General features: G+C 63.5%; 20 protein-coding genes. 13 read left to right on the forward strand and 7 right to left on the reverse strand.

Features of this window, described 5'->3' with window-relative positions:
* The first annotated feature begins 24 nt into the window (after positions 1-24).
* Together RC54_RS17150 and RC54_RS17155 are read left to right on the forward strand one after the other, a co-directional pair.
* Positions 25-753 (forward strand): arginyltransferase, encoded by a 729-nt coding sequence (locus tag RC54_RS17150; RefSeq protein ID WP_058896234.1) that lies wholly within the window; start codon positions 25-27, stop codon positions 751-753.
* A 155-nt stretch (positions 754-908) separates the two neighbouring features.
* Positions 909-1,973 (forward strand): quinone-dependent dihydroorotate dehydrogenase, encoded by a 1,065-nt coding sequence (locus tag RC54_RS17155; RefSeq protein ID WP_017452896.1) that lies wholly within the window; start codon positions 909-911, stop codon positions 1,971-1,973.
* Positions 1,974-2,074: 101 nt separating this feature from the next.
* On the opposite strand, the gene RC54_RS25360 is transcribed toward RC54_RS17155, so the two are convergent.
* Positions 2,075-2,218 (reverse strand): hypothetical protein, encoded by a 144-nt coding sequence (locus RC54_RS25360; protein ID WP_156425858.1) that lies wholly within the window; start codon positions 2,216-2,218, stop codon positions 2,075-2,077.
* 198 nt (positions 2,219-2,416) lie between these two features.
* On the opposite strand from RC54_RS25360, the gene RC54_RS17160 reads away from it, so the two are divergent.
* From RC54_RS17160 to RC54_RS25915, 3 genes are all read left to right on the forward strand, one after another.
* A complete protein-coding gene (locus tag RC54_RS17160) occupies positions 2,417-3,025 on the forward strand; it encodes a gamma-glutamylcyclotransferase (protein ID WP_058896235.1) in 609 nt (202 codons plus the stop codon).
* Between the two features lie 28 nt (positions 3,026-3,053).
* Complete coding sequence (locus RC54_RS17165; RefSeq protein WP_058896236.1) at positions 3,054-3,482, forward strand: hypothetical protein; 429 nt, start codon at positions 3,054-3,056, stop codon at positions 3,480-3,482.
* A gap of 692 nt (positions 3,483-4,174) precedes the next feature.
* On the forward strand, positions 4,175-4,306 hold the full coding sequence (locus RC54_RS25915) for a hypothetical protein (RefSeq protein WP_255221012.1): 132 nt from the start codon (positions 4,175-4,177) through the stop codon (positions 4,304-4,306).
* A 150-nt stretch (positions 4,307-4,456) separates the two neighbouring features.
* Here RC54_RS25915 and RC54_RS17170 read toward each other — a convergent pair whose 3' ends face one another.
* Positions 4,457-5,302: an alpha/beta hydrolase gene (locus RC54_RS17170; protein ID WP_058896237.1), complete on the reverse strand. Its 846-nt coding sequence runs from the start codon at positions 5,300-5,302 to the stop codon at positions 4,457-4,459.
* The gene (locus RC54_RS17175) at positions 5,299-6,717 is read right to left on the reverse strand and encodes an HdeD family acid-resistance protein (RefSeq protein ID WP_058896238.1); all 1,419 of its coding nucleotides are present in this window, start codon (positions 6,715-6,717) and stop codon (positions 5,299-5,301) included. The genes RC54_RS17170 and RC54_RS17175 overlap by 4 nt, the downstream gene beginning before the upstream one ends.
* Positions 6,718-6,876: 159 nt before the next feature.
* Here RC54_RS17175 and RC54_RS17180 point away from each other — a divergent pair, with 159 nt between their 5' ends.
* Both RC54_RS17180 and RC54_RS17185 read left to right on the forward strand, forming a co-directional pair.
* Positions 6,877-7,653, forward strand: a complete 777-nt coding sequence (locus tag RC54_RS17180) for a YdcF family protein (RefSeq protein WP_061790527.1) — start codon at positions 6,877-6,879, stop codon at positions 7,651-7,653.
* Between the two features lie 248 nt (positions 7,654-7,901).
* A complete protein-coding gene (locus RC54_RS17185) occupies positions 7,902-9,722 on the forward strand; it encodes a methyl-accepting chemotaxis protein (protein ID WP_061790528.1) in 1,821 nt (606 codons plus the stop codon).
* A 58-nt stretch (positions 9,723-9,780) separates the two neighbouring features.
* Here the strand turns inward: RC54_RS17185 and RC54_RS17190 are convergent, their stop codons facing one another.
* Genes RC54_RS17190 through RC54_RS17200 form a run of 3 tightly spaced genes read right to left on the reverse strand, consistent with a single transcriptional unit; the run spans position 9,781 to position 11,732 of the window.
* Positions 9,781-10,422 carry a DUF1109 domain-containing protein gene (locus RC54_RS17190; RefSeq protein WP_058896241.1) on the reverse strand — a complete coding sequence of 214 codons (642 nt, stop codon included), beginning with the start codon at positions 10,420-10,422 and terminating at the stop codon, positions 9,781-9,783.
* On the reverse strand, positions 10,419-11,051 hold the full coding sequence (locus RC54_RS17195) for a sigma-70 family RNA polymerase sigma factor (protein WP_058896242.1): 633 nt from the start codon (positions 11,049-11,051) through the stop codon (positions 10,419-10,421). Before RC54_RS17195 ends, RC54_RS17190 begins: the two co-directional genes overlap by 4 nt.
* 15 nt (positions 11,052-11,066) lie before the next feature.
* Entirely contained in the window at positions 11,067-11,732 is a 666-nt protein-coding gene (locus RC54_RS17200) for a DUF1109 domain-containing protein (RefSeq protein ID WP_244216366.1), read from the reverse strand.
* Between the two features lie 242 nt (positions 11,733-11,974).
* Between RC54_RS17200 and RC54_RS17205 the strand changes: the two genes are divergently transcribed.
* The 6 genes from RC54_RS17205 to RC54_RS17230 all read left to right on the forward strand — a co-directional run bounded on the left by RC54_RS17205 (position 11,975) and on the right by RC54_RS17230 (position 16,281).
* The gene (locus tag RC54_RS17205) at positions 11,975-12,253 is read left to right on the forward strand and encodes a BufA1 family periplasmic bufferin-type metallophore (protein ID WP_058896244.1); all 279 of its coding nucleotides are present in this window, start codon (positions 11,975-11,977) and stop codon (positions 12,251-12,253) included.
* An 11-nt stretch (positions 12,254-12,264) separates the two neighbouring features.
* Positions 12,265-13,128 (forward strand): MNIO family bufferin maturase, encoded by an 864-nt coding sequence (bufB, locus tag RC54_RS17210; RefSeq protein WP_061790530.1) that lies wholly within the window; start codon positions 12,265-12,267, stop codon positions 13,126-13,128.
* Positions 13,125-13,904: an HvfC/BufC N-terminal domain-containing protein gene (locus RC54_RS17215; protein ID WP_061790531.1), complete on the forward strand. Its 780-nt coding sequence runs from the start codon at positions 13,125-13,127 to the stop codon at positions 13,902-13,904. The genes bufB and RC54_RS17215 overlap by 4 nt, the downstream gene beginning before the upstream one ends.
* A gap of 11 nt (positions 13,905-13,915) precedes the next feature.
* Entirely contained in the window at positions 13,916-14,386 is a 471-nt protein-coding gene (locus tag RC54_RS17220; protein WP_061790532.1) for a DoxX family protein, read from the forward strand.
* A 21-nt stretch (positions 14,387-14,407) separates the two neighbouring features.
* Positions 14,408-15,739, forward strand: coding sequence for a tetratricopeptide repeat protein (locus RC54_RS17225; RefSeq protein WP_061790533.1), 1,332 nt, complete (start codon positions 14,408-14,410; stop codon positions 15,737-15,739).
* Positions 15,740-16,092: 353 nt separating this feature from the next.
* On the forward strand, positions 16,093-16,281 hold the full coding sequence (locus tag RC54_RS17230) for a hypothetical protein (protein WP_017452915.1): 189 nt from the start codon (positions 16,093-16,095) through the stop codon (positions 16,279-16,281).
* A 127-nt stretch (positions 16,282-16,408) separates the two neighbouring features.
* On the opposite strand, the gene RC54_RS17235 is transcribed toward RC54_RS17230, so the two are convergent.
* Positions 16,409-18,679 (reverse strand): TonB-dependent receptor, encoded by a 2,271-nt coding sequence (locus RC54_RS17235; RefSeq protein ID WP_061790534.1) that lies wholly within the window; start codon positions 18,677-18,679, stop codon positions 16,409-16,411.
* Positions 18,680-19,189 lie beyond the last annotated feature (510 nt).

Raw genomic sequence — 19,189 nt, forward strand, 5'->3', positions numbered from 1 at the left:
CCAGCAAGACAGGACAGGACGCACATGACGCATCTCAAAGACTTGCCGTTCTCCACGTTGCAGTTCTATGCAACCGCGCCCTACCCGTGCAGCTATCTCGACGACCAGCAGGCCCGCTCGCAAGTGGCCACGCCTTCACACCTCATCAATGCCGATGTCTACTCGGAACTGGTCAAGACCGGTTTTCGGCGCAGCGGCATCTTTACCTATCGCCCCTATTGCGATGGCTGCGCGGCTTGCACGCCGGTGCGCATCCGGGTAGCCGAATTCCAGCGCAACCGCAGCCAGCGCCGCGCGTGGGAACGCAACGCCGGCCTGCAGACGCTGGTCACCAACCTGACCTACGCCCACGAACATTACGAGCTCTACCTGCGCTACCAGTGCGCGCGCCATGCCGGCGGCGGCATGGACCAGGACAGCCGCGACCAGTACGCACAGTTCCTGTTGCAGAGCAAGGTCAATACCCGCTTGGTGGAATTCCGCGAGGCCGATGGCACGCTGCGCATGGTCAGCATCATCGACGTGCTCAATGATGGCTTGTCCTCGGTGTATACCTTCTTCGATCCCGACCTGCCCGCGGCCTCCTTCGGCACGTACAACATCCTGTGGCAGATCGAACAGGCACGCCAGCTGGACATGCCCTATGTCTATCTCGGCTACTGGATCAAGGAAAGCCAGAAGATGGCCTACAAGACCAATTACCAGCCACTGGAAGCCTTACACCAAGGGCAGTGGCGCCTGCTGGAGGGTTGAGGCGGGTTGAGCCGGGCTGTGGCGCGATGTCTGCAAAAAGATGCCTCGCCTCCCGAATTCGCTCCGATGGTGCCAGGATTGCAGGCATTGGCGGCGGCTCGCGTTAGAATAGCGGCACTTTTTCCTGGCCATCCGCCTTTCAATAGCCTCCCATCGTGTCCGACAAATTCCTCTACGCGCTTGCGCGTCCCCTGCTGTTTTCCCTGCAACCCGAAACCGCGCATCATCTGGTGCTGCCGGCACTGCGCTGCGCTGCGCACTACAGCCTGACCGACTTCATCACCAAAAAGCCAGCCGCCGATCCGCGCACGGTCATGGGCATCCGCTTCCCCAACCCGGTGGGTATGGCCGCCGGCCTGGACAAGGATGGCGCCTACATCGACGGCCTGGCCGCGCTGGGCTTCGGTTTCATTGAGGTGGGCACGGTCACGCCGCGCGCCCAGCCGGGCAATCCGCTGCCGCGCATGTTCCGCCTGCCGGCCGCCAACGCAGTCATCAACCGCATGGGCTTCAACAATGGCGGGGTCGATGCCTTCGTGGCCAATGTGCAATCCTCGCGCTTCTACCAGGAGCGCCAGGGCGTGCTGGGCCTGAACATCGGCAAGAACGCCGATACCCCCATCGAGCGCGCCGCCGAGGATTACGTGCATTGCCTGGAAAAGGTCTATCCCTACGCCAGCTATGTGACAGTGAACATTTCTTCACCGAACACCAAGAACCTGCGCCAGTTGCAGGGCGCCTCCGAGTTGGATGCACTGCTGTCGCAACTGAAATCGGCCCAGCGCCGCCTGGCCGACCGCCATGGCCGCTACGTGCCGGTGGCGCTGAAGATCGCGCCCGACATGGACATGGAACAGGTCAAGAACGTTGCCGATGCACTGTTGCGGCACCAGATCGATGGCGTCATCGCTACCAACACCACCATCACCCGCGATGCCGTCCAGGGGATGCCGCATGGCGAAGAGGCCGGCGGCCTATCGGGCAAGCCGGTGCTGGAATTGTCCAATCAGGTGATCCGCGGCCTGAAGGCCGAAGTGGGCGACGCCCTGCCCATCATCGGCGTAGGCGGTATCTTCAGCGGTGCCGATGCGCGTGCCAAGATCGATGCCGGTGCCTCACTGGTGCAGCTCTATACCGGCCTGATCTACCAGGGGCCGGCGCTGGTGCGCGAATGCGCCGAGGCGTTGCGCGCACCGCTGGCGGTGGCAGCGCATCACTGAATCCTGCAAGGTATTGCAAACGAAAACAGCAGGCCAGGTGCCTGCTGTTTTTGTCTGATGGTCTATATGCGCAGCAATCTACCGTGCGGTGCAAAGCTTGCTCAGTCCTTGGACGACTCCCGCTTCAGATTGAAGATCCGGCGCGCATTGGCATCGGACTCGGACTTCTTCTCGAAATCGGTCTTTTCGCAACCGACCAGCACTACGCCCACGACCAGCGTCAGCAGCATGACGACAACACGCATGATATTCCCCTGAAGATTCGGATGTAGCCCCTGGGCCCGATCGCTGGCGGGCCACAGCAGCCGGCAGGCGCCATTTTATGCGCAAATGGCAATGATGCGACAAGTCCGCGAGGAAAGATTTCACCTTCAGCCGACTTTGCGTTCACCTCTATAATGACAGGCTTCCGACGGCCAAGCCGTCGCTGCCGCATCCTGTCCATGTCCGTCAACACCATCGCCATCAACCGTCAGATGAGCCACTTCGATGACCATGCCAGCCTCTGGCTGTTCGGTTATGGCTCCATCATCTTCAAGGCCGATTTCCCCTATCTGGAGCGCCGCCCGGCCCACATCAAGGGCTGGGCGCGCCGCTTCTGGCAAGCCTCGCACGATCACCGCGGCACGCCTGACGCCCCCGGTCGGGTGGTCACCCTGGTGCCGCAAGCCGGGGCGATCTGCGCCGGCATGGCTTACCTGATCACGCCGGAAGTGTTTGCCCACCTGGATCACCGTGAAAAGAACGGCTACCTGCGCCTGGCGACCCCGATCAGCTTCGAGGATGGTGAGCAGCCCGTCGAAGGCCTGATCTACATCGCCGCCGAAGACAATGCCGCCTTCGCCGGCCCAGCCAGCGAAGCCGAGATTGCGCGCCAGATTGCCGGCGCGGTCGGGCCCAGCGGGCGCAACAGCGAATACCTGCTCAAGCTGGCCCAGGCGCTGCGCGAACTGGGCGCCGAAGACCGCCATGTCTTCGACATCGAACGACACCTGCTGCAACTGGCCCCGCAGACGGCCATGCTATCGTCTGGCAGTCGCGCCGCTACTTGAACGCACCGCATTGAACACCACCATGAGGATGAACAACATGATCAAAGCCCTTGCCGCAAGCCTGACCGTCGCCCTCGCGCTGGCGGCCTGCGCCACGCCCGTGCAACGCACCGCCAGTGGAGAAATCCCGCCCGCGCGCATCTATATCAAGAGCATGACCGAACAGGCGGCCGGCCTGTCGCAGGTTGAATTGAGCCGCAACGGCGGCCTGCTCAACAATGAACTGCTGGAACTGGCCATCAATGACGTGGTGCTGGCCCAGATCGCCGGTGGCGAACACCTGTCCATCTGGCTCAAGCCCGGTAGCTACGATTTCAGCGTCAAGCGCATCAATACCCTGACCGAGGGTTCGGCACCCACCCAGCACAAGCTGACGCTGCAAGTGAACCAGAGCGGCGCCTACAAGATCCAGATCAGCAGCGAGCTACGTGGCTTGAGCATCCAGTTGATGAAGTAAGCCCCCCCCGCAGTGACCGAGGGCGCAACAAAAAGCGCCGGATCATGTTGATTTACGACACAGCCCCTGTCGCACAAATGAAACATCGTGCGGCAGGGGCTTGTTGCTTGACGATCCAACAACATCAATAAACCACTGATTTAAAAGGGAAATTACAATCCAGCACAAACTGAACGCCCGCCAAGGGAAGAATTATTCACAAACTCGATAACTGGTATTGGGATTCAAAATTGGAACACTGGCCGTGAAGCGAATATATTGCAATGCAACAGATCAATTTCTTCCTCACGGAGCTCACCATGAACATCGTCGCCGACATCCTCCCGTACACCCTGCTCATCGGCGCCATGGTTGCGCGCTACCTGATTTCGGTCAAGTAAGCAGCTTCCTGGCCGGGTTCTCGCCAGCATCCCCGAGGATGCTGGCAGGGAACATCGGAGCAGATTTGAAAAGCGGTCATTGTCGCGTTGCAACGCTGACAAGCCGCTTTTTTCTTTTGCCCTTCGCAGGTGCAAATCAACCCGTTTTGGGACATTTTTTGCACCATTATCATTATCGATGATATCTGGAACTCAAGGCCAATCGCCGTCCTTCAGACGGCCGCAAGAGCGAACCCGCGGCCCTGGCCTGGCTTGCAAAGCTTGTGTAGCGCATTACACTCGCAAGCTTTGCCACTGCAACGAAAGCCAAGCATGAAGCGACTCGCCTCCCTCCTCGCCGCCTCCGCCCTGCTGCTGGCCGTGCAAGGCTGCGCCTGCGCGCCGGGCTTCGTCGGTTTCGACAGCCGCTGCCAGTTCCACAACATTCCCAGCGCACAGCCCTGACATGAAGAAAGCTTCCTAACAGGCCCTGCAGAACGCCGATAGCGCAGCTTTACACAGGTAATTCCAGGTTAATTCCCGCCTCTGCGGGGCGCCGATTGCGCTGCGCGCTCTCGCTCTTTTGCCGCCATCAAGATCGCCTTGTAGGGCATCTCAATCCGCGGGCAACTGCGCCAGCCACTGCCGCAGATCATGCATGACTTGCTCGCGCAGGCTGGCTTCCTCGTTGAAGATCTCGTGATAGGCCGCGTCATACCAGTGCAGCGTCTTGCGCGGCCCCGGCAAGGCGTCGAAAAAGGCCCGGCTGCCGCGCGGCGCGACAAAGGCATCGTCCCCGGCCACCTGCAGCAGCACTGGGCGGGTGAATTGCACGGCGTCGCGTGCGGCCTGACGCATGGCATCGAGCATGAAATTGAGCATCCTGGCAGAAATCTTGCCGTGGTTGAGCGGATCCTGGCGATAAGCCTGCACCTGGTGCGGATCATGCGAACTACGACTGGCCGGCAAGGCGGTCGGCAGCGCTAGGCCCGGTGCGATTGCCGTAGAAAGCTTGAGTAGCACTTGCTGCCAACCCGCCAGATCCAGCGCCAACGCGGGTGACGACAAGGCCAGCGCGCGCACCGGACTGAAACCGCCAGTGGCAAAGCGCGCCGCCACCAGTCCGCCCATGCTGTGGCCGAACAGGAGCGGCGTGCAGAGCGTGCGGCGGCTGAAATCATCGAAACTCTGCTTCAGGTCGCGCAATAGATCGTCGGGCTGGATCAGGCTGCCCTGCCGGCCTCCCGAATTGCCGTGGCCACGATGGTCGCAGATGCGCACCGACAGGCCGGCTTCATTGAACAACTGTGCCAGTGCGGCATAACGGCCGCCATGCTCGCCCAGGCCATGGACCATCTGTACCGCCGCCGTGGCACCGGGCAGCAGCCAGTCACGGCAAAACAGGCGGGTACCGTCGGCGGCGTCGATCCAGTGTTCCTGCGGGGGCGTAGCTTGGCTCATGGCTCTTTCACGGTGGAAGCTTCGGTTCGGGTGGAGCGGCGTGTCGCACGCCAGCCTTGGCGCAGGCGTCGGCTCTGGCGCAGCGCCTGGTGCAAGGAAGCGGCCCAGGACAAGGGGCGCGGGTGTACCACGGCGCGCAAGGCGCGGGCATAGTCCAGTACCATGCCGGGCGTCCAGGCCATGGTGACGGCACGCTTGCGGATCTGACTGGCGACCCAGATCTCGGGCGTGAACATCATGCGCACCGCATTGAACCAGTGCCGGTCGCGACCGCCGATGACGCCTTCCAGCGCCGCCTCCAAGGCGCGCGCCACGGTGCTGGAACAGTTGCGGTAGGTGAGATTGTAGATTTCCGTCTGACGGTAATGCTGCCAGAAGCGGTCCAGCGGCGCACGGCGATAGTCGCGAAAGATGATTTTTTCTGTCGATTCGCACCAGGCTGCGGCCTCGCTACGGTAGTCGCTCAGATAACGCCCCTTGATGTCGTTGTCTGCGGTGGCGCGCAGCAGGCGCGCAAACTGGTCGGGCGAGCGGTCGATTTCCTCGGCCGGGTAGAGGCTGATGTAGAGCTCGGGTGATATCTCCAAGGCAGCATGGCCGGTCGAGATGACGCCGTTGACGTCCACCGCCGCGATGTAGCGGTCGATCACCGGTTGCCGCCGGGCTGGCCCCTTGGCGCTGCCGGTGGGTGTCCAAACGTGGACCGTCAGTGGCGGCAAGGACTCCATGAGCGATGCAGCTGCCGCCGTTGCCGAGCTGTCCAGCCGTGTTGACAGGCCGGCGGCGGCATCGTGCAACCCGGCATCGAACGGGCGGTCGTCGCCGCTGTTGCGCTGCACCAGCACGTCGGTCGAGGCCTGTTGCGGCAACATGCGGGTGCGCAAGGCCAGCCAGATCAGGTTCCAGCCGCCAAATACCAGTCCCAGGCCCAGGCAATACGGCACGGTGCCCTTGTAATGAGTGGGATAGGGTTGAAAGAAGAAGATCGCCAGCGCGATCTGCACCATGCCGCCCAGCATAGCCGTGCGCCAGCGCGGAAAACGCACGACCAGCGCCGAAGTGATCTGCAGCGTACCACCGATGGTAAAAGCGATGCCGAACAGCATAGCCAGCACCATGTTGCTGGTCTGGTGCTGGGTGATGACCAGCACCGCGATCAACAGAAACAGCGCCCCCTTGGCATAGCGCAGCGTCTTTTGTGCTCCCATGCCGCTATTGGCCACCCACAGGGTGACCAGGCTTTCCAGCAGCAACAGGTAGCCGAACAGCGTCAGCGGAAAATTGAGAACGCCATCCAGCGCATCGATCATCAACGACACCCCGATGCAGCCCCAGGCCAGGCCGGCCACGGCCAGCGCGTGCCAATTGCGGCGGATGAAGTCGGCGCCCAGCAACAACAAGACAAGACGTATCACGGCGTTTTCCCCGGGCTTGCGCCCTTCCCTTTTTTCGATCACGCATTTTGGGGGATTACGTGGCGCGAGGCAAATCACCGAGCCGCAAGAGTGGATCAAGCCGCTGCAATCGCGCACAATGCCGGACTGTCATCCCCATCATCCCGATTGACTGCAACCATGCCCCTGTCCGTCCTGCTCTCGGCCCTGGCCAGCAGCCTACTGCTGCCACCGGTCTCGCCCGTCCTGCTCAGCCTGGCCGGGTGCTGGCTGCGCCGCCGCGCGCCGCGCACCGGTCTGGCGCTGATGCTGCTGGGTGTGGCGCTGCTGCTAGTCCTGAGTACGCGTGTAGCGGCGCTATGGCTGATCCAGCCGCTGCAACGCCAGTATCCGCCCTTGACACATCCGGGCCAGATCAAGCAGGCCCAGGCCATCGTCATCCTCGGATCGGGCCGGATCGATGCTGCCCCGGAATACGGCGGTAGCGATGAACCCACCCCGATCGGCATGAAGCGCCTGCAATACGGCGCCTTCCTGCAGCGCCAAAGCGGCCTGCCGATCCTGGTCAGTGGCGGCAACCCCGATGGCTCCCCCGAAAGTGAAGCGGCCCTGATGGCGCGCAGCCTGCAGCGCGACTTCGGCGTGCCGGTGCGCTGGCAGGAGACACATTCGGATACCACGGCCCAGAACGCCCGCGATTCGGCGGCCCTGCTCAAGGCCGAGGGCATCACACACATCCTGCTGGTCACCGACAGCGTGCACATGCCGCGTGCCATGCGCGCATTCGCGCAGACCGGCTTGCAGGTGCAGGCTGCGCCCACCTTGCTGTTGCAACCGGCGCGCGCACGGGTGAGCGACTACCTGCCCGGTGCCAGCCACTTGCAGATGTCCAGCTATGCATTGCGTGAAAGGATCGGCCAATGGTGGTATCGGGTCCGTGGCGCGACTGCGCCATGACACCCCATCAGCCAAAAACTAAGCCCGCAAGTAACTGCCCTTCCACCTCCTGTTCCCCCATTCGCCGCCGACATCCGGCGGTAAAGTGGCAAAGTCGCGCGTCTTGCGTCTTGCATCTTGCGCAAGGCCGCACACATCCAAGACCGCAATAATTACGCTCAACGAAGACGATGCACTTGCGTGCACTTACGCAATCGCCCCCGGCGCGATGACGTCAACGAGCGCTTTGAACAAAGGGAGATTACATCATGGGCCAGTTATCCTTCAGCAAAAAGCTGTGGCTGCCACTCGGGCTTAGCCTCATCGCACTACTGGCGACTTCCATCTTCAGTGCCTTCATGGTGCGCGACGTGCGCCTGCAGGAACGCAAGACCGACCTTACCAACATCGGCCAGACCGCGCTCTCGCTGGTGAAGGCCTACGGCACCCTGGCCGAGAGCGGTGCCTTGAGCAAGGAAGAAGCGCAGCAGCGCGCCAAGGCCGCCATCAAAAGCCTGCGCTATGGTACCGATGGCTATTTCTCGATCTCCACCTCGCAGCAGATCATCGTCATGCACCCGATCAAGACCGAGCTGGATGGCAAGGATCTGACCAACTTCAAGGATCCGGCCGGTACCAACCTGTTCGTGGAAATCAGCAAGGCCGGCAGCAAACCGGGCGGCAGCTTCGTCAGCTATCTCTGGCCCAAGGTGGGTGCGGCCGAACCGGTGCCCAAGACGTCCTTCGTGATCGCCTACCAGCCCTGGGACTGGAACCTGACCACTGGCGCCTACATGGATGACATCAACGCCGCCTTCATGGGTACGCTGACCCGCATGGCGATCCTGTTCGCCGTGGTAGCCGCCGCACTGGTGGCACTGGTGATCGTGATCAACCGCGGCATCCTGCGCACCATCGGCGGCGATCCGGCCAAGGCAGCCGAAGTCGCCAACCGCATCGCCCAGGGCGACCTCACCCCCAACATCGACACCCAGCCGGGCGACCAGAGCAGCCTGCTCTATGCGGTACGCGGTATGCGCGACTCGCTGCTCTCTACTATCGCCAACATCAAGAGTTCAGCCACGACCATCGCCTCGGCCAGCCATGAAATTGCCCGCGGCAACCTGGACCTGTCGGGCCGCACCGAACAGCAGGCCGGCTCCCTGGAAGAAACCGCCTCGGCCATGGAAGAACTGACCGCTACGGTCAAGCAGAACGCCGACAACGCGCGCCAAGCCAACCAGTTGGCCGAGTCAGCTTCGGAAGTGGCGATCCAGGGCGGCAGCGTGGTCGGCCAGGTGGTGCAGACCATGGAAGGCATCACCGAGAGCTCACGCAAGATTGCCGACATCATCGGCGTGATCGACGGCATCGCCTTCCAGACCAACATTCTGGCCCTGAACGCCGCCGTGGAAGCGGCCCGTGCCGGCGAACAGGGACGCGGCTTTGCGGTGGTGGCCTCCGAAGTGCGCTCGCTGGCTCAGCGTTCGGCCTCGGCCGCCAAGGAAATCAAGACCTTGATCGATGACTCCGTGGCCAAGGTCGATTCGGGTAGCAAGCTGGTGGAACAGGCCGGCACCACCATGACCGAAGTGGTGGCCAGCGTGCGCCGCGTGACCGACATCGTCGGCGAGATCAGCTCGGCCAGCCAGGAGCAAAGTGCCGGCATTGCAGAAGTAGGCCGTGCCATCACGCAGATGGATGAAGGCACGCAGCAGAACGCCGCACTGGTGGAACAAGCGGCTGCCGCTGCCCAGTCCTTGCAGGACCAGGCCGCCACCCTGGCCGGCCTGGTCGGTCGCTTCCAGATCGATGGCAGCCAGGCCCACGCGGTGCAGGCCGCACCTGCTGCTGCAGTGAAGTCAGCCGCCTCCAAGCCGGCTGCACGTCCGACAACCACCGCTGCGCCAAGTCCGGCGCAGCGCAAGCCGGTTGCCGCCCACCCGGCCATTGCCGCCCCCAAGGCAGCCGCGCCCAAAGCCGCGGCAGCACCGACCGCCAAAGCCGAGGCACCCGCCACCAAAGCCGCTGGCAAATCAGCATCGCGCCTGCCGGCCGGAGAAGATGAGGGAGATTGGGAAACCTTCTGAGCCCGTCCCGGTATCGCCCACCAGCCCGCCTCGTGCGGGCTTTTTCTTGTCGGCGCGCTTACCAGCGCAGCAGGCGCGGCCCCAGCAGCAACCCTGCTGCAGCCGGGATGACCATACCCAGGAAATACCAGATGCCCCAGAACGGCACCTCCATTTCCGGGCAATGCAGGCAATACACCATGGTGGCCGAAGCGCCGGCCAGCAGGCCCGCTACCGCGCCGGTCAGGCGCAGCCGGGTCGGCGCCATGCCGCGCACGGCCCAGAAGATGCCGATGAACAGCGGTACCGACAAGAGCGCGATATTGAAGGGGCAGCTACGCCAGCTGATCCCCAACACCAGCGGCAGGCGTTGCGCCAGCGGGGTGCTCACCAGCACCAGCGCGCCCGCGGCCCAGATCGCCAGGCTCGGCAGCGCGATGCCGGCCCAGTTGAGGCCCACTCGCAGACCGGGTCGCACCAGGCGCCGCAGCACCAGCATCGCGCCGATGGCCAGGGTGGTCGGGAAGGCCAGCTTGATCCAGAACAGCGGCACGCCCAGCATCACCGACAGGTCCGGCCGCAGGCCGTAGATGGTCAGCATCAGGATCAGTGCCCCGACGCCGCCCAGGACCAGCGCCTGGAGCATTTGCCTCATCGGCAAGCGACGATCCACCGGCGCCACGCCGCTGGCCATCATGGAAATGAGGTCGTCCGTCTTCATGCTTGCAATTTCTCCCGAATCTTGAGGGCCAGGGCCTTGAGGCCGCGGTGGATACCTACTTTCACGGCCGACTCCGACATCCCCGTCAGTTGTGCCGTCTCGGCCACCGACAAGCCTTCCAGCTTGACGTGCAGGATCGGCAGGCGCTGCTTGTCCGGCAATTCTTCCAGCAAGGCACCAACATCGCGCCGGGCCTGGGCCGGTTCATCGTCGCAGGTGGCCAGCAGCTCGTGCTCTTCGTCCAGCGGATCGTGGAAGGCCTCGCGGCGCGAACGCGCGCGCAGGAAATCCATCAGCTTGTAGCGCGCAATGGCATGTACCCAGGCCGTCACCGGCTGGTCGGCGTGATAGGTATGACGGGCATTGTGGATGGCCAGCAGGGTTTCCTGCACCACGTCTTCGACTTCATCCTGCAAGTGTAAAAGGCGTTTGCGCAGGAAGGCGCGCAAGCGCCCGCTCAATTCGGCCAGGAAGTTGCGATAGGCTACCGCATCGCCATCAAGCCCGGCCAAAAGCAACGTGCGCAGGCGTTCTTCGGTGGGATGCACAGGCTCCTGGCCGGGACGGCCCGACACCTCCTGCGGCAACGCCGAGGCGGAACGGGCCAACAGGAATGGACTCTCGCTCATGGAAACGCCGCCCAATCACCAACGCAGCAGCCAGGGGCCGCACCAGGCGCCGGCCAGCGTCGGCAGCAGCACCCCCAGTACATACCAGACACCCCAGAAGGGAGGCGCCATCTCGACGCAATAGAGCGTATAGACTAGCACGCCCTGCGCTCCCGCCACCAATCCGGCCACCGCGCCCGCGGCGCGCAGTCGGGTGGGCGCGAAACCGCGCAGGAACCACAGCATGGTAGCCAGGGTGGGCAGCGACAGCAGCGCCACGTTCAAAGAACAGACTTCCCAACTGCTGCCCAGCAACAGCTCCAGCCGCTGCGAGGGAGGCGCCAGCGCCAGCCAGCTGCCGCCGGCCAGCCACAGCACGGCCGGTGGCAGCAGCAGCGCCGTAGCCGGCCCCAGGCCGATGCGCATCCCCGGCCGCGCCAGGCGCGCCGCCGCTACCTGAGCGGCCAGCAGCGCGGCCAGCGGGAACGAGACCTTCATCCAGAACAGCGGCTGCTGCAGCAACTGCCGCAAGTCGCTGCGCACCCCATACAGGATGGCCAGCAACAGCGCCGCTCCCAGCAGGCCCAGCGCCAACGCCACGGCCATGCGCGCGGCGGCATGGCGTGCCACGGCGCGGTTGTCGGCATCGGCTTGGCGACCGGTGCCGGTGGCCAGCATGTTGACCAGTTCCATCGTTTTCATTCATATCCCCTGTAGACCCATGGCGGGCGGGCTGCACCCAGTGGCGCTCTCCTGTCTATTCGTTCAGAAACGGCTTCCGGTTACAGCAGCCAGCAAAAATATTTATCGAAAAAATCTGCAGCCCCGCTGTAACCGAACCCCAGCCCCCGGCGAATTAACCAGCAGACCGGCCAACAGGCAAGCAAGCTAGTTGGCACCGGTCACTGTCGTCTTCCCCATTCTCTCTTTTCAAGGAGTACACCATGAACAATCGTATCGTCGCCACCGCCGCCCTGACCCTCGCTACCCTGGCCTCAGGCGTGGCCATGGCGCAAGACAAGCAACCGATGAACAAACCGGCGATGGAAAAGTGCTATGGCGTGTCCATGGCCGGCCAGAACGACTGCAAGGCGGGCGAAGGCACCACCTGCGCCGGCACTGCCAAGATGGATTACCAGGGCAACGCCTGGAAGAACGTCCCGGCCGGCACCTGCACCTCCATCAAGACCCCGCGCGGCATGGGTTCGCTCAAGCCGATCTGAGCGAGTCCGCCATGACAGCGCACACCATCACGGCCGGCCTGGGCTTGAAACCCCAGCACTTCGACGCGGCCCTGGCCTGCACCGCCTCGGGTCTGTGGTTCGAAGTCCATCCCGAGAATTACCTGATGGATGGCGGCCCGCGCCTGGCCTGGTTGCAGGCCATCCGCGAACAGCATCCGCTGGCCTTGCATGGGGTGTCGTTGTCCTTGGCCGGGCCCGATGCGCCCGATCCCGAGCACCTGCGCCAACTGGCGCAACTGGCGGCGCGCATCGAACCGGTGCTGGTCTCGGAACACCTGGCCTGGTCGCGCAATGATGGTCACTACCTGCCCGACCTGCTGCCGGTGCCGCGCACCAGCGACACCCTGGCGCGACTGGCGGCCAACATCGGCCGCACCCAGGATGTGCTCAAGCGGCGCATCGCCCTGGAGAATCCTTCCCATTACCTGCACATGGAGCAGCATGGCTGGAGTGAACCAGACTTCCTGCAGGAACTGGTGCGCCGCACCGGCTGCGGCCTGCTGGTGGACGTCAACAATGTTCACGTCAGCGCCACCAACCTGGGATTGGATGCGCATGACTACCTGGATCAACTGCCGGCCTCAGCCATCCTCGAAATCCATCTGGCCGGCCACAGTGCCGACGCCAGCCTGCCAGGCCTGTTGATCGATTCGCACGACGCACCGGTGGCGCCGGTGGTATGGGCGCTTTACCAGTACCTGATCGAGCGCATCGGCCGGCGCCCGACGCTCATCGAACGCGATGGCCAGGTACCGTCCTTTGCCACCCTGCTGGCCGAGCGCAGCCAGGCCAGCGCAATGCTGGCCGAGCGCAGCCAGGCCAGCGCAATGCTGGCCCAGGAGCAGCCCGCATGAACGCCCCCGAACATGCTTATTACGCCGCCTTCGTGCAAGCCCTGCTCGACGGCCATTGCGATGCCCCGACCGTAGCCGCGCTATCGCGCCAGCCAGCCTTTGCGGTCTATCGCAATACCGTCTTCAAGGGCTGCGTCGATGCCCTGCTGGCCAATTACCCCGCCGTGCACCGGCTGGTAGGCAGCGCCTGGATGCAGGCCACGGCGCTGGACTATGCGCGAGCGCACCTGCCGCGCCAGGCCAGCCTGATCGCCTATGGGGACGGTTTCGCCGATTTTCTTCATACACTGGAAGCAGTAAGTGAACTTCCCTACCTGCCCGGCGTGGCCGCACTGGATCGCTGCTGGACCGAATCCCACCTGGCTGCCGACCAGCCGGCGCTGGACGTGGCGGCCCTGCACAGGGCGCTGGCCGCGGGGCAGGATGTGCAATTGGTGCCGCACGCAGCCACGCGCTGGCACCACGATGCACAGCATCCCATCTACAGCATCTGGGCCGCCAATCGCCAGCAAGACGAACACGAGGCGGTCAACGACAACCTCAGCGACGAATTCGCCCCGCACTGGCAAGGCGAAGGCGCCCTGCACACCCGCGTGGACGGCCAAGTCCAATGGCAAGCCTTGAGCCTGGGCGGATGCCGCTTCCTGGCTGCCTGCCGCGACGGCTACAGCATCGCCAGCGCAGCCGAGCAGGCGCTGACGCAAGAACCCGACCTGGAGATGGCGGCCATGCTGGGCCAGTTGGTCCAGGCTGCGGCCTTCACTTCCTTTTATTGATGGAGAACCCCATGAACCAGCCCGTCACCCTGCAGCCCATGGCACCCTTGCGCCCCACCCTCTACGCGCGCGCTGCCGACCTGGCCACGCGCCTCATCAGCGACACCTTGCTGGCCCTGGTGGCGCGCGTAGCGATCGCCTCGATCTTCTTCCTGTCCGGCCGTACCAAGGTCACCGGCTTGCTGGACATCAAGGACAGTACCTACGTCCTGTTCCAGGAGGAATATCGCCTGCCGCTAGTGCCGCCCGAACTGGCCGCGCACCTGGCCACCTATGCCGAGCACTTCTTCCCGCTGCTGCTCATCCTCGGCCTGTTCACCCGCGGTGCCGCGCTGGCACTACTAGGCATGACGGCGGTCATCGAGATCTTCGTCTATCCCGATGCCTGGCCCACCCATCTGTCCTGGGCCGGCCTGCTCCTGCTGTTGGTAGCACGCGGTGCTGGCGCCTGGTCGCTGGACCGTCGCTTCGGCCTGCGCTGAATGCAACCGGAGCCCCACGTGATGCCTTCCAGCGCCCTGCGCGAGATCGTCGAAGAAAGCTTCAGCGAAGCCTTCACCCACCATGTCGCCGGCCGGCTCGACCAGGCCGAAGAGCACTACCGCGTCGCCCTCGACCTGGATGAACGGCATGGTCCCTCGCAACACTATCTGGGTATCCTGCTGCACCAGCAGGGCCAGCACGAAGCCGCCCTGGCGTTGATGCATCAGGCCAGCCAATCGAGGCCAGCCAACGCCGACTGGTGCAACGATCTGGGCAATGTGCTGTTTGCCTGCCAGCAGTTCGAGCAGGCGGTGCAGGCCTATGAGCAGGCGCTGGTCTTGCGCCCCGAGGATGCGCAGTTGTGGACCAACCTCGGCGCTGCACGTCGCGCCCAGGGACAGGCCGATGCCGCCATTGCCGCCTGCCAACGCGCCCTGGCGCTGACACCGCAGTACCTGCCGGCCTTGCAGCAACTGGCCGAACTCTACGCGCAACAGGGCCACACCATGCTCAGTTCGCGCTACCAGTGCATGGCCTACGTATTGCCACCGCATGAAGGCAAGTCGCGCGAATTGCTGGCAACCTGCTGCTACTTTCTCGGCCGCATCGATGAAGCCGCCGAGATATGCCGTCAGTGGCTGCTGGAAGAACCGGGCCATCCCATCGCCAGCCACATGCACGCCGCCTACGCCGGACTGCCCCGCCAGACCGTGCCGCGCGACTACATCGTGCGCCGCTTCGATGACTATGCCGATCATTTCGATAGCAAGCTGCTGGCCCAGCTCGACTATCGCGGCCCGCAAGTGCTGGCCCAGGTATTGCAGGGCTGCCTGCCCGGCTTGAGCGGCCTGGACGTGCTCGACGCCGGCTGCGGCACCGGCCTGTGTGCGGCGGTGCTGGCGCATTATGCGCGTCGGCTGGAGGGCATCGACCTCTCGCCCAACATGCTGCGCCACGCTGCCCGCCATCCGCACTACAGCACGCTGGCCCAGGCTGAGGTGGTGGAATGGATGGTGGCCCATCCTGCGCACTACGATCTGGTGGCCGCCTGTGATGTGCTGATCTATTGCGGCCAGTTGGTCGATTTCTTCGAGGCGCTGCGCACGACCCTGCGGCGCGGCGGTCATGTGATCTTCACGGTGGAACTGGCCGATGCCGACCAACAGGCCAGCTATACCCTGCACGCCAGTGGACGCTTTCGCCACCAGCGTAGCTATGTGGAAAAGTGTCTGTCCGCAGCGGGCTTGCAGGTGGTGCTGATGCGCGAGGACAGCCTGCGCGTGGAAATGCAGCAGGCCGTGCCGGGCCTGGTGGTGTTGGCGCGGGCCGCTGACACCGAAGAGCCAGGCTGATGAACGCCACAAAACTCATCAATGGTCGCTGCGCCTGGACCGCCTTGTCAGAGTTCAGAGGTCAAAGCTCAGAGATCAGATGAGTATCCTTCGAATTTCAGCAATCATTCCTTTAGATCTCTGCCCCCTTGGCAAGGCAAGCCATTCCAGCATGTCCACAGTGCAACAAGGATGAATTTTCTTGCACATTTCGTCGCACTTTTCCCCTTAGGGGCAGTCGTACCGGCATTCGGCATGGCTTAGAATAGCCGAAGCTCACGACGTAATCGATTGATACGCACCGGTCTGCGCGCACGATGAATCCCCGCCATTGGCGCCGCGCAAACAGTGCGACATCTGAAAAGGAAAACGGAATGACGCAGTCCCCAAAAAACATCTCGGAGCTGATGTGTGAGCTCAGCGTGGCGCTAGCCGATCTGTCGGAGAAGATGAGCAATCTCTCGGTCACGCTGGAAAACAGCTATCTCGAATCCGACGCTCCAGAACCGGCAGCCATGATGGAAGCCGCGCGCGAAACCATCGAAAAGGCACGCGGCAGCTGATCACCATCAGCCGCAGTCCTCCCACCTCATCCGGCAGCCGGGCCCATCCCGGCCTGCCTCTGCTGTCCAGCCTCAAATCCCTCCTCCCATTCGCACCCGGCATCACCCACCGATGGCTGGCAGTTCATCAAAAGTTGTACTTCAACTCGGCAAAGACCGTGCGTTGCGGGAAGGGATGGAACAGGAAGTAATCCCGGTTGGTCAGGTTGTCCACCCCCATCGCACCGCTCCAGTGCTGGTCGAAGCGGTAACGCACCCGCGCATCGAAGACGGTGTAACCATCGAAGCCCTGGTAGGTATGGGTATTGATGTCGGTATTGTCCACGGTGGCATAGACGCGGCCGCTGTAGCGCCCGGCCAGGGTATAGGTCCAGCGGTCGTCGGGCTTGTAGCTGGCCACCAGCGTGGCGCGCCATTCGGGCACATAGGGCGTACGCTTGCCCACCGACGTCGCCCCTGGAATGGTGGCGACGTAGCCGCGGTTTTCCAGGATGCGGGCATCGACCCAGGTCAGGCTGCCATTGAGCGAGAAGCCGCGCAGCAGCAGGTCGTTACGCTCGAAGGCGGCTTCGATGCCACGCTGGCGGGTACGGTCCACGTTCTGGGTGAAGGAAGCCACGCCACTGCCGATAGTGGACGATTGCGAAATCAGCGCATCGGCCACCCGCTCCTCGAACAGCGATACGCGCCACTTGCCCTGCCCTTGTTGTAACTGTTTTTCGATGGCCAGTTCGGTTGACCAGACTTTCTCGGGCTTCAGGTTCGGATTGGCCTGCAGGAATACACCATTGACCTGCACGTTCTGGTACAGCTCGCCCACCGTGGGAAAGCGCAGTGCGCGTCCGGTGGACAGCGTGGCCAGCCAGTCGTCGGCCACGGCCCAGGCCAGCGAAGCCTTGGGCGAGAGACCGTTGTGACTGATCTGGGGCTGGCTGACCGCGAAACCGGTATTGCCCGCCGTCGAATAATTGCTGCCATCGAAGGCGCGCCACCATTCATAACGCGCACCGAGGGTGGCTTTCCAGGCGGGGGCGAGATGCCATACATCCTGCGCCCACAAGGCCGAGGTCTCGGTCTTGCCGCGCGAATCGGCATTGAGCGTGCCATTGCCACCGCTGATCCAGTTGCTGGTATTCCAGGTCGGCGTGGCCAGCGTATAGCGGTCGTAGTGCGCACCGAAGCTGATCACCTGATTCACCCCTTGCGGCCGCCAGATGCCCTTGGCGTCCAGCGTGCTCCAGCCGGTGCCGCTGGCGTCGGCAATGGTGCCGGCACCGCCGCCCAGACCGGCCGGGAAGGCCGCCGTGGATGTGCGGGTCAGGTCGCGCGAAGCCGACAGGGTCGAGGCCTGCACTTGCCAATCCCATGGCCCGCCGGTCTTGCTGCGCAAGGCCAGCGACTGCATCCACTGCTGCTGGTCCACCTGGTTGCTAGAGAAGCCGCTGGTATAGACGGTAGCCCCGGCCGCATTGCGCAGGAAACTCTGCGGATTGGCATTGGCCTGGTTCTGCCAGAAACCCAGCGTATAGGTGGCCGTGAGGCTGGGGGTGAAGTCATAGGAGAACTTCAAGCGCGCCGTATCCTGCACCGTATGCGTGAGGTTGCCCGCGCCCAGCACGTAGAGGTTCTTGCCGGTGCGATCCTGCGTCTGCACCGCGCCGGTGGTACCCGCCGGGTTGCTGGCGGCAGTGATGTAGGTCACCGGTTGCGTATAGCTGTCCAGATGATTGACCGAGAAACGCCAGGCCAGCGCCCCGCTACGGTTACCCAAACCGACGTTGTACTCCTGAGCGCGATAGGTACCGGAAGCACCGTAGTGGCTGAAGTCCTGCTGCGCATACTGGGCCTTGATGCTGGCCTCGAACTGCTGCGGCATCCGAGTGGTGATCTCGGTGACTGCACCATAGGAGTTGCCCGGATACTCGGCGGCAAAGGGGCCATACATCACATCGATGCGTTCGATTTCTTCCGGCGCCACCATGAACCAGCGCGGCGAACCATTGCCATTGTTGTTGTTCACCAGCGCCGAGAGCAGGATGCCATCGGCATAGACCAGGCTGCGCGCACTGGCGTTGACGCCCGTGGTGCGGGTAGCCAGCGGCGCTTGCGTGTCGCCGATGTAGCGCTTGCGCACGGTCAGGCTGGGCAGGTATTTGAGGGCGTCCGAACTGTCGGTGACGTTGATGCTAGCGGCGGCGGTGTCGGCGGTGACGCTGGCGCTGGTCTGCGGCAATTGATCGCGTTCGGCCACCGAACCACTGCCGCGCACCTCGATGGTGGGCAAATCGGTGGCCGCTTGCTGGGCCAGGGCACTACTGCTCCAGGCACACAGGATGGCCAGCAGCAAGGGACGGCGATTCAATCTGGGAAAGCAGGAAGAAGGCAACGGCGGAGTCATGGCGGCGATATCTTGGTGTGATCGGGAAGCGCGCGCAGTCGCACCCGCGACCGCCGTGGCGTTCGCACTCCCCGTTTTTTTCATCGGCGCAATCTATCACGCAGCCTGCGCGCCGCGCGCCAGCAGCCATGCTGCCAGCTGGCAAGAGCACCGTGCACCGGCATAAAAAACCCTTTTCGAACAAGGATTTAGCGTCGGCATCGGACGAAAAAAAAGGGCTGCGACATATTGCCGCAGCCCGCAAATACAACAGAGAGGAATTGAGATTGGACCCGATTTCAACCACTCTCCCCTTAATCCACATCAAACCCCATGCGCGAGAACGAAAGCCGGGCCTTGGCGCAATGCGCACGGGCATCCCATCAAAAGCCCCCGTGGGGCCCCTGTCCAGCGCCGCGCCAAACGGGTATGATCGCTACCCGCTCGCGCGCCGATGACGTCCGCCCCAATGCGAGTCATCACGCCAGCGCAGAGCGGCAGCATTGCCGCCGCTGCCCTGCACTACCATCC

It is taken from the genome of Herbaspirillum rubrisubalbicans (genome assembly GCF_003719195.1).
GTDB lineage: Bacteria > Pseudomonadota > Gammaproteobacteria > Burkholderiales > Burkholderiaceae_D > Herbaspirillum > Herbaspirillum rubrisubalbicans.

Bases quoted from the DNA above. Each gene is read 5' to 3' on its own strand.
- RC54_RS17185 (WP_061790528.1), top strand. From the start codon at position 7,902: ATGGGCCAGTTATCCTTCAGCAAAAAGCTGTGGCTGCCACTCGGGCTT.
- RC54_RS17150 (WP_058896234.1), top strand. From the start codon at position 25: ATGACGCATCTCAAAGACTTGCCGTTCTCCACGTTGCAGTTCTATGCA.
- RC54_RS17205 (WP_058896244.1), top strand. From the start codon at position 11,975: ATGAACAATCGTATCGTCGCCACCGCCGCCCTGACCCTCGCTACCCTG.
- RC54_RS17195 (WP_058896242.1), bottom strand. From the start codon at position 11,051: ATGAGCGAGAGTCCATTCCTGTTGGCCCGTTCCGCCTCGGCGTTGCCG.
- RC54_RS25360 (WP_156425858.1), bottom strand. From the start codon at position 2,218: ATGCGTGTTGTCGTCATGCTGCTGACGCTGGTCGTGGGCGTAGTGCTG.
- RC54_RS17160 (WP_058896235.1), top strand. From the start codon at position 2,417: ATGTCCGTCAACACCATCGCCATCAACCGTCAGATGAGCCACTTCGAT.
- RC54_RS17230 (WP_017452915.1), top strand. From the start codon at position 16,093: ATGACGCAGTCCCCAAAAAACATCTCGGAGCTGATGTGTGAGCTCAGC.
- RC54_RS25915 (WP_255221012.1), top strand. From the start codon at position 4,175: ATGAAGCGACTCGCCTCCCTCCTCGCCGCCTCCGCCCTGCTGCTGGCC.
- RC54_RS17235 (WP_061790534.1), bottom strand. From the start codon at position 18,679: ATGACTCCGCCGTTGCCTTCTTCCTGCTTTCCCAGATTGAATCGCCGT.
- RC54_RS17170 (WP_058896237.1), bottom strand. From the start codon at position 5,302: ATGAGCCAAGCTACGCCCCCGCAGGAACACTGGATCGACGCCGCCGAC.
- RC54_RS17180 (WP_061790527.1), top strand. From the start codon at position 6,877: ATGCCCCTGTCCGTCCTGCTCTCGGCCCTGGCCAGCAGCCTACTGCTG.
- bufB (WP_061790530.1), top strand. From the start codon at position 12,265: ATGACAGCGCACACCATCACGGCCGGCCTGGGCTTGAAACCCCAGCAC.
- RC54_RS17200 (WP_244216366.1), bottom strand. From the start codon at position 11,732: ATGAAAACGATGGAACTGGTCAACATGCTGGCCACCGGCACCGGTCGC.
- RC54_RS17215 (WP_061790531.1), top strand. From the start codon at position 13,125: ATGAACGCCCCCGAACATGCTTATTACGCCGCCTTCGTGCAAGCCCTG.
- RC54_RS17190 (WP_058896241.1), bottom strand. From the start codon at position 10,422: ATGAAGACGGACGACCTCATTTCCATGATGGCCAGCGGCGTGGCGCCG.
- RC54_RS17225 (WP_061790533.1), top strand. From the start codon at position 14,408: ATGCCTTCCAGCGCCCTGCGCGAGATCGTCGAAGAAAGCTTCAGCGAA.
- RC54_RS17165 (WP_058896236.1), top strand. From the start codon at position 3,054: ATGAACAACATGATCAAAGCCCTTGCCGCAAGCCTGACCGTCGCCCTC.
- RC54_RS17220 (WP_061790532.1), top strand. From the start codon at position 13,916: ATGAACCAGCCCGTCACCCTGCAGCCCATGGCACCCTTGCGCCCCACC.